This window comes from Kribbella sindirgiensis (assembly GCF_004331435.1).
Classification (GTDB): Bacteria; Actinomycetota; Actinomycetes; order Propionibacteriales; family Kribbellaceae; genus Kribbella; species Kribbella sindirgiensis.
The window spans coordinates 119319-127827 of the sequence record NZ_SJKA01000021.1; the positions used below are offsets into that span (position 1 = coordinate 119319).

The window sequence follows — 8509 nt, forward strand, 5'->3', positions numbered from 1 at the left end:
ATGTCCCGCCTTCGGGCACGCCTCGCTGCCCCACGTCCGCGGGGCGAGCAGGGGCAGGTGCTGTCTTCGCTCGTCGCCGTGGCTGCCGTGGTGGCGATCGTGGCCGGGCTGCTGGTGCTGTTCGGGACGCGGGGGGACGACAGCAAGGCCGACGAGCCGGCCGGCGTCTCGCCGAAGCCGTCGGCGAAACCCTCCTCGGGCCCGTCCACCGTCGGGGCGAGTGTGCCGAAACCGTCGACGAAGCCGACGACCGAGGAGACCAGCGCGCCGCCGCCTCCTCCGGAGAGCACCAAACCGCCGTCGACCGCGCCGACTGAGACCACGCAGCCGACTCAGACCACCCAGCCGCCGAAGCCGACGCAGCCGGTGACGATCCCGGCCGAGGAACGCCCGGCGATCGAGGTCTACAACAACACCTCGCGCAAGGGTCTCGCCGACACCGTCGCGAGCCGCGCCCGGCAGGCCGGCTGGACCGTGTCCGGGTCGCCGGACAACTGGCACGGCAAGATCGCCGAGAGCACGGTCTACTACCCACCGGGCATGCTCGACGCCGCCAACCAGCTCGCCCACGACCTCGGCATCGGCCGCACCAAGGGCGCTTTGGACAACATGAAGAAGGATCGCCTGACCGTGATCCTGACCTCGGACTACAGCGGATGAGCATTCCGGTCATTCAGACCAATGCGGGACGGGAGGGCTGGGAAGCCATCGTCTCCGACCCGTCGACCGCGGTGATCTCGACCGACTTCGACGGCGTACTCTCGCCGCTGGTCGAGGACCCGGCCCGGTCCCGCCCGGTTGAAGGCGCCCTGGACGCGCTGGCCCGGCTCGCTCGGTCCGTGAACCAGGTCGCGATCGTCACCGGGCGGCCTGCACTGGTCGCCACCGAGCTTTCCGGGGTGAGCGGACACCCGGGGCTCGGGAGTCTCGTCGTACTCGGGCACTACGGGCTGGAGCGCTGGGACGCCGCGACCGGCAAGGTGACGAGCGAGCCGGTTCCGGAGGGCGTCACGAAGGCTCGGGACCGGTTGCCGGGGCTGCTGCGCGAGGTCGGCGTACCGGATGCGTTCGTGGAGGACAAGGACAGCTCGCTGGCGGTGCACACCCGTCGGCTGGAGGATCCGGCCGGGGCGCTGGAACTGCTACGGGCCCCCTTGACTGCGCTGGCTCAGGAGACCGGGCTGCGGCTGGAGCCGGGCAACCTCGTACTCGAGCTGCGGCCGCCCGGTATCGACAAGGGCGTCGCGCTCCGCCGGCTGATCGAGTCGACCGGCGCGCGGTCGATCCTGTACGCCGGTGACGACCTGGGCGACCTGGCGGCGTACCGGGCGATCCAGGCGCAGCGTGACAACGGGCTGCGCGGCGTACTGCTCGCCACCCGCTCCTCGAACGCGACCGAGCTGATCGAGGCCGCGGACATCGTCGTCGACGACCCGAGCGGCGTGGTGACCGTCCTCACGGCCCTTTCGGACGCGATTTCAGCACGCTGAACGCCTGCGTCACGGTCTTCCCGATCGGCTGGATCGGCCGCTCCACGTACCCGCCTTCCTTCAGGTCCGCGAGCCGCTCGAACGGGTTCCGCGACGCCGGATCACCGGTGAGCAGGAACGAGACCACCACGGCCACGACGTACAGCGGGAGCATCGGTAGCCCGATCAGACAGAAGTACTGCCACGAATGCCGCTCCTCGTGCCGCACCAGCGCCGGGTTGTCGAAGTAGGACCGCTCGTGCTTGCTCAGCACCACATTCCCGATCGTGAACGCCCCCGCCACCGGAAACCCGAGCTTGTACCCATTAGCAAAGAACAACCCCCGAGGCCCCCGACTGAACCGCGCCCGCCCAACCACCCCGACCAACAGCCCAGCCACAGTAGTCAGATTGAGAAAGTTCCCAACCAACTTCACCCACTGCCAGGCGGTCATACCGCTCAGTATCAAGCCGATGTCCTGATGTCTCAATTCTTAGGACATCACAGACCCGGATATCCCCTGCTGTGGGGGGTTCTCCCCTCGTGTACCAGTAGAGAACCCCCAACACGAAGGGATAACCCATCGTCTGTTCGACGGGTAGCGACCGACCTACGGGGCGAGAACGGGAGCGACCGTTCGCTCAGGCGGGCCGAGGCGTATGCGTACACACCTACGTCCTGTCGATCTGTCGGCGGCGTGGGTCAGACTGGGTGGGTGAGTTCGGTGGTGCGGGTTTGGCGGGCTGGGCGGGTGGTGGATCCGCATTCGGTGATCGGGGGGTTGCGGAAGGGGCCGGGGGATCCGGCGTATGTGTTCGAGGCGGGGCGGCGGACTGTGTGGCGGGCCACGCGGACTCCGGACGGGGCGGTGTTGTTGCGGTTGACGCCGTACGCCGGGTTCGTCGAGGCGGAGGCTTGGGGGCCGGGGGCGGAGTGGGCGCTCGACGGGGTGCCGGAATTGCTGGGGGAGCGGGACAGCTGGGACGGGTTCGAGCCGTTGCCGGAGCATCGGGTGCTGGTGGATGCGGCGCGGCGGTTCCCGCACGTGCGTGTGCCGCGGACGCGGGCCGTGTTCGAGGCGATGGCGGCGGCCGGGATCGAGCAGGTGGTGACCGGCAAGGAGGCGTTCCGGGCGTGGCGGCTGCTGCTGCGTGAGTACGGCGAGCCCGCGCCGGGGCCTCATCAGCAGGGCAACCGGGTCATGATGGTGCCGCCGGCGCCCGAGGAATGGCGGCAGATCCCGTCGTGGCAGTGGCTGCGCGCGGGGGTCGAGGGGCGGCGATCGCGGGTGGTCGTCACGGCGGCGACGCGGGCCCGCGCCCTGGAGCGGACACTCGAGCTGACCGACGGCGCCGAGATCGAGCGGCGGCTGCGATCGCTGCCCGGGGTCGGGGTGTGGACGGCGGCCGAGGTACGGCAGCGGGCGCACGGGGACGCGGACGCGTTCTCGTTCGCGGATTACCACGTGTCGCGGAACGTGTCGTACGCGCTGATCGGCGAGGAACTGGACGACGACGGCTGCGCCGAGCTGATCGAGCCGTACCGCGGCCACCGCTTCCGCGTCCAGCGCCTGATCGAGCTGGCCGGCGTAGGCCACCCCCGCTTCGGCCCCCGCAAGTCCCTCCCCACCCACACCCCGGGCGCAACGCATCGCTTGAGGTAGCCCTGGGCACTGGTCCACCACCATGACAATCAACGGGGACGGCCTGTATCTCGTGGCGGGCCTGGCGCTGCTGCTCGGTGCCGTCCTGCCCCGGCTGCTCCGCCGGTACGCCGTCTCCGCGCCGATCGCGTTCCTCGGCGCCGGGCTGCTGCTGGGTTTCGCGGTCGACCACCACCGGTTGAGCCCGATCGCCGAACCCGGCCTCACGAAGCACCTGGCCGAGCTGACGATCCTGGTCGCGTTGATGGGTGTCGGGCTGGCGATCGACCGGCCGATCGGATGGCGCCGATGGACGGTGACGTGGCGTCTCCTGCTGGTGGCGATGCCGGCCTGTATCGCCGCGATCGCCGGCGTCGGATGGCTGCTCGGGTTGGCTCCCGCAACCGCTCTGCTGCTGGGTGCGGTCCTGGCCCCGACCGATCCGGTGCTGGCCTCGGATGTCCAGGTCCAAGGGCCGACGACCGGAGAGGGCGCCGAGCCCGAGGAGGACGACGAGGTTCGTTTCGCACTCACCTCGGAGGCCGGTCTCAACGACGGCCTGGCCTTCCCGTTCGTGTACGCCGCGGTGTTCGCGGCCACCAAGGGCGCGGTGGGCGGCTGGGCGTTCGAGTGGTTCGCGTGGGACCTGGTCGGCCGGACCGTGATCGGCGTTGCCGTCGGCGTCGGCGTGGGCTGGTTGCTCGGGAAGATGACGTTCGACGCACCGTCGCGTACCTTCCGGCTGGCTGACGCTCGCGAGCCCGTACTGGCGCTTGCGATGACGCTCGGCGTCTACGGTCTGGCGCAGGTACTGCACGGCTACGGGTTCGTCGCGGTGTTCGTCGCGGCGCTGACACTGCGCGCGGTCGAGCGAAGTCACGACTTCCATGCGGAGCTGCACGGGTTCGTCGAGCAGCTCGAGCACATCCTCACCTGGGGGATCCTGCTACTGCTCGGGGTGGCGATCACGGCCGGCCTGCTCGCGCCGTTGACCTGGGCCGGCGCCGCGCTCGGATCGCTGCTGGTGCTGGTGATTCGTCCGGTGACGGCGTGGATCTCGTTGGCCCGAACCCCGATGCGCCGCTCCGAACGCTGGGTGACGGCCGCGTTCGGGGTTCGTGGGGTCGGGTCCGTGTTCTATCTGGCGTACGCCGGCGCCGGCTTCCGCACGGATCTGCCCTGGTTGTGGGCGACCGTCGGCTTCACCGTCGTACTGAGTGTGGTTGTGCACGGCGTTGCCGCGACGCCGCTGATGCGGATGCTCGAGGACCGGCGTTCCTGAGCGCGGCGGCCGGTGGCTCGACACCGTGGCGGATCGCGGACGCGGCGTGGATTCCGGCGGCGAACTCCTTCAGCTTCTCGATCATGCCTCCATCGTCCGAGCCTGCGCGCCGCCGCAGAAGTGGCGTGAACGACGACTATCGCTAAGATTTTGACATGGCTCGGTCCACGGTTTCGGTGCTCGCTTACGACGGTATGACCGCCTTCGAGGCGGGCATCGTCATCGAGGTGTTCGGCCTGGTGTGGCCGGACATCGACCAGCCCTGGTACGAGCTCAAGGTCTGCACCGAGACGCCCGACCCGATCCGGGTGATCGGCGGTGCGACGCTGAGCAGCCCGCACGGTCTCGAGGAGTTCGCCGCCGCCGACACGGTCGTCGTACCGAGCGTCGCGGATCCGCGGGCCGAGACCTCGCCCGGTCTGATCGAGGCGCTCCGGCACGCGCACGCGCGCGGCTCCCGGATCGTGTCGATCTGCTCCGGTGCGTTCGCGCTCGCGGCCGCCGGTCTCCTCGATCACCGCCGCGCGACCACCCATTGGCGGTACGCCGACCTCCTGCGCGAGCGTTTTCCGGAGATCCTCGTGGATCCGGAGCCGCTGTACACCGACGAGGGCGATGTGCTGACGAGCGCCGGCTGCGCGGCCGGGCTGGATCTGGCGATGCACCTGGTCCGCAAGGATCACGGTGCCGCCGTGGCGAACGCGGTCGCGCGCAGGCTGGTGATCCAGCCGTACCGGGCCGGTGGACAGGCGCAGTACATCGAGTCCCCGGTCCCGCCGGATCCCGATGACGCCTCGGTCGCCCGCAGTCTCGGTTGGGCGCTGGAGCATCTCGCCGAGCCCATCGGCGTACCCGATCTGGCCCGCCAGGCTGGGTTGTCGCCGCGGACCTACCTGCGGCACTTCGTCAAGGCGACCGGGACGACGCCGGGCAAGTGGCTGATCGCGCAGCGCGTGCAGGCGGCGCTGGCGATGCTCGAGAGCGGGGACGCGCCGGTGGAGGAGATCGCGCTGGCGGCCGGTTTCGCCACGCCGGTCACCCTCCGGCACCACTTCGGCAAGCAGTTGCACACCTCGCCGTCGGCATACCGCCGGACCTTCCGGGAGCGGCAGCGAGGCTGAGATCGCCTGTCTCGGATGATGGGATCACAAGACACAATATGGACCCGATTGGGTAATCTCGGGGGAGCTCATCCAGAGGGACTGAGGGAAACGGCCCGTTGAAGTCCCGGCAACCCTCCCCGTCGAGCCCCCGCCCGGGGCGCCTCGCGGTGGAACGGTGCCAAATCCGTCCCGCCGCCGAGATCCGGTGTTCGCGGGGAAGATGAGAGGGGAACCTCACTCATGAGCCTGACCGCCGCCACCCACACGATCCGTGAAGGTGCCTTCGGCAACGGTACGCACCTGAGCTGTCGCGCCTGTGGGGCGAAGTCGCCGCTCGGCCCGTTCTACGCCTGTATGGAGTGCTTCGGTCCGCTCGAGGTCGGGTACGAGTACCCGACCATCACCCGTGAGCAGATCGAGGCCGGACCCAAGAACATCTGGCGGTACCAGCCGCTGCTGCCCGTCCCCGTGGATGTGGCCAGCTTCCCGAACACCGAGCCCGGATACACCCGGCTCGTCGACGCGCAGAACCTGGCCCGCGAGCTCGGGCTGAAGAAGCTCTGGGTGAAGGACGACTCCGGCAACCCGACGCACTCGTTCAAGGACCGAGTGGTCGCGAGCGCGTTGAGCGCCACCCGCGAGCTGGGCATGAAGGTCTTCGCCTGCCCCTCCACCGGCAACCTGGCGAACGCGGTCGCCGCGGCCGCGGCCCGGGCCGGCATCCGCTCGGTCGTGTTCATCCCGCACGACCTCGAGCGCCCGAAGGTGATCACGACCGCTGTGTACGGCGGGACCCTGGTCGCCGTCGAGGGCAACTACGACGACGTGAACAAGCTCGCCTCCGAGATCGCCGGTGAGGAGGAGGGCTGGGCGTTCGTGAACGTGAACGTCCGCCCGTACTACTCCGAAGGCTCCAAGACCCTCGCCTTCGAGATCGCCGAGCAGCTCGGCTGGCGGATCCCGCAGCAGGTCGTGATCCCGGTCGCCTCCGGTTCGCAGCTGACCAAGATCGACAAGGGCTTCACGGAGCTCGGCAAGCTCGGTCTCGTCGACGCCACCGACTACAAGATCTACGGCGCCCAGGCGACCGGCTGCTCGCCCGTCGCGCAGGCGTTCCGTGACGGCCACGACGTGGTCAAGCCGGTGAAGCCGGACACGATCGCGAAGTCGCTGGCGATCGGTAACCCGGCGGACGGGCCGTATGTCCTGGACGTCGCCCGCCGGACCGGTGGTGCGATCGAGGACGTCAGCGACGAAGAGGTCGTGGAGGGCATCCAGTTGCTGGCCCGGACCGAGGGCATCTTCGCCGAGACCGCGGGCGGGGTGACCGTCGCGACGCTGAAGAAGCTGATCGCGACCGGGCAGCTCGACCCCGAGGCCGAGACCGTCATCATCAACTCCGGCGACGGGCTGAAGACGCTCGACGCCGTGGCCGACCGGGTCGGCCCCAAGGTGACCATCCCCGCGTCGTACGACGCCTTCGTGAAGGCAGGCCTGCAGTGAGTGTGAGCGTTCGCGTCCCGACCATCCTGCGGCCCTACACCCAGGGCGTGTCCGAGGTGTCCGCCGAGGGCGCGACCCTGACCGAGGTGCTCGACTCGCTCGACGCGTCGTACCCGGGGATCAAGGGCCGCGTCCTGGACGACTCGGGCGAGCTGCGCCGGTTCGTGAACGTGTACGTCGACGACGACGACGTACGCTTCGCCGACGGCCTGCAGACCACGATCAAGGACGGCGGCCAGGTCTCGATCATCCCAGCGGTTGCCGGCGGCTGATTAAGCTGCTCTGATGCGAGCTGTTGTCGTGTCGGAGTACGGCGTACTGCCTGAGGTTCGTGAGGTGCCGGAGCCTGTGGTGGCGGACGGCTCGGTGGTTTTGAAGGTCGAGGCCACCGGGCTGTGTCGTAGTGATTGGCATGGGTGGATGGGGCATGACTCCGACATCGTATTGCCGCATGTTCCGGGGCATGAGCTGGCCGGGACGATCGCCGCGGTCGGGGCCGGGGTTTCCGGGTGGGCGGTCGGGGATCGGGTCACGACACCGTTCATCTGCGCGTGTGGTTCCTGTGAGCAGTGTCTTGCGGGTGATCAGCAGGTCTGCCCGAACCAGTTGCAGCCGGGGTTCAACTACTGGGGTTCGTTCGCCGAGTACGTCGCTGTGCCGTACGCCGCTGTGAACCTGGTGCGGCTGCCCGACGACATGAACTTCGCTACCGCCGCGGGCCTGGGCTGCCGCTTCGCCACCTCGTTCCGCGCTGTCCACCAGGTCGGGAAGGTTGTCGCCGGCGAACGCGTGGCGGTCTTCGGCTGCGGTGGTGTCGGCCTGTCAGCGGTCATGATCGCGTCGTCCCTCGGCGCTGAGATAATCGCCATCGACACCAACTCCGAGGCGCTGACACTGGCCCGCGAGTACGGCGCCGTACACACCATCCACGCGTCCGCCGACACTGTCGCGCAGATCCATGAACTGGGCGGCGCCCACGTCACGATCGATGCGCTCGGCTCCAACGACGTCGTACAGCAAGCCCTGCAGGCTCTCCGCCCGCGAGGCCGTCATGTCCAGATCGGCCTGCTCCCCTCCGGCGTCAATCTCGATGTAGGCCGCCTGATCGGCCAGGAACTCACCTGGCTCGGCAGCCACGGCATGCCCGCCCACGCCTACCCCGAGATGCTGGACCTAGTTGCCAACGGCAACCTCAACCCCCAGCAACTCATCACCCGCACCATCACCCTCGAAGAAACTCCAGCCGCCCTGGCAGCCCTCACCACCGCAACCCCTGCCGGCGTGACCGTCATCACCCCCTAGCGTGCCGCTCTGGAAGTGCGCGACACATATGTCCACAGCAGGTGCCCGCGCTGGCCAGGCGCACGGGGTGGGCGCACGGGGTGGGGGCGCGTGTGGGGAGCTCTACCCTCGGCAGATTCAGGGGGTGGTCGCAACGCGGTCTAGGTCTTGGATGAGGAGGCTAGCGAACATTTCGCGGGGGGTGTGGTAGCCGAGGCGTTTGCGGGGT

At 69.2% G+C, this 8509-nt stretch carries 9 protein-coding genes and 1 riboswitch; of the genes, 8 read left to right on the forward strand and 1 reads right to left on the reverse strand.

The window, feature by feature from the left end:
• Positions 1 to 660 carry a LytR C-terminal domain-containing protein gene (locus E0H50_RS37145; protein WP_131295774.1) on the forward strand — a complete coding sequence of 220 codons (660 nt, stop codon included), beginning with the start codon at positions 1 to 3 and terminating at the stop codon, positions 658 to 660.
• Entirely contained in the window at positions 657 to 1490 is an 834-nt protein-coding gene (gene otsB, locus E0H50_RS37150) for a trehalose-phosphatase (RefSeq protein WP_131295775.1), read from the forward strand. Before E0H50_RS37145 ends, otsB begins: the two co-directional genes overlap by 4 nt.
• On the opposite strand, the gene E0H50_RS44105 is transcribed toward otsB, so the two are convergent.
• Positions 1456 to 1746 carry a hypothetical protein gene (locus E0H50_RS44105; protein ID WP_238151613.1) on the reverse strand — a complete coding sequence of 97 codons (291 nt, stop codon included), beginning with the start codon at positions 1744 to 1746 and terminating at the stop codon, positions 1456 to 1458. The two genes, otsB and E0H50_RS44105, sit on opposite strands and share 35 nt — an antisense overlap.
• A 438-nt stretch (positions 1747 to 2184) precedes the next feature.
• On the opposite strand from E0H50_RS44105, the gene E0H50_RS37160 reads away from it, so the two are divergent.
• From E0H50_RS37160 to E0H50_RS37185, 6 genes are all read left to right on the forward strand, one after another.
• The gene (locus E0H50_RS37160) at positions 2185 to 3132 is read left to right on the forward strand and encodes a DNA-3-methyladenine glycosylase family protein (protein ID WP_238151614.1); all 948 of its coding nucleotides are present in this window, start codon (positions 2185 to 2187) and stop codon (positions 3130 to 3132) included.
• A gap of 22 nt (positions 3133 to 3154) precedes the next feature.
• Entirely contained in the window at positions 3155 to 4393 is a 1239-nt protein-coding gene (locus tag E0H50_RS37165) for a cation:proton antiporter (protein ID WP_131295778.1), read from the forward strand.
• A 155-nt stretch (positions 4394 to 4548) separates the two neighbouring features.
• A complete protein-coding gene (locus tag E0H50_RS37170) occupies positions 4549 to 5514 on the forward strand; it encodes a helix-turn-helix domain-containing protein (RefSeq protein ID WP_131295779.1) in 966 nt (321 codons plus the stop codon).
• A 65-nt stretch (positions 5515 to 5579) separates the two neighbouring features.
• Positions 5580 to 5723, forward strand: a riboswitch (SAM riboswitch).
• A 13-nt stretch (positions 5724 to 5736) separates the two neighbouring features.
• Positions 5737 to 6999 carry a threonine synthase gene (gene thrC / locus E0H50_RS37175; RefSeq protein WP_131295780.1) on the forward strand — a complete coding sequence of 421 codons (1263 nt, stop codon included), beginning with the start codon at positions 5737 to 5739 and terminating at the stop codon, positions 6997 to 6999.
• A complete protein-coding gene (locus E0H50_RS37180) occupies positions 6996 to 7271 on the forward strand; it encodes a ubiquitin-like small modifier protein 1 (RefSeq protein WP_130383007.1) in 276 nt (91 codons plus the stop codon). The genes thrC and E0H50_RS37180 overlap by 4 nt, the downstream gene beginning before the upstream one ends.
• 13 nt (positions 7272 to 7284) lie before the next feature.
• On the forward strand, positions 7285 to 8301 hold the full coding sequence (locus E0H50_RS37185; protein WP_131295781.1) for a zinc-dependent alcohol dehydrogenase family protein: 1017 nt from the start codon (positions 7285 to 7287) through the stop codon (positions 8299 to 8301).
• The last annotated feature ends 208 nt before the right edge of the window (positions 8302 to 8509 follow it).

Bases quoted from the DNA above. Each gene is read 5' to 3' on its own strand.
- E0H50_RS37145 (WP_131295774.1), top strand. From the start codon at position 1: ATGTCCCGCCTTCGGGCACGCCTCGCTGCCCCACGTCCGCGGGGCGAG.
- otsB (WP_131295775.1), top strand. From the start codon at position 657: ATGAGCATTCCGGTCATTCAGACCAATGCGGGACGGGAGGGCTGGGAA.
- E0H50_RS37165 (WP_131295778.1), top strand. From the start codon at position 3,155: ATGACAATCAACGGGGACGGCCTGTATCTCGTGGCGGGCCTGGCGCTG.
- E0H50_RS37170 (WP_131295779.1), top strand. From the start codon at position 4,549: ATGGCTCGGTCCACGGTTTCGGTGCTCGCTTACGACGGTATGACCGCC.
- thrC (WP_131295780.1), top strand. From the start codon at position 5,737: ATGAGCCTGACCGCCGCCACCCACACGATCCGTGAAGGTGCCTTCGGC.
- E0H50_RS37185 (WP_131295781.1), top strand. From the start codon at position 7,285: ATGCGAGCTGTTGTCGTGTCGGAGTACGGCGTACTGCCTGAGGTTCGT.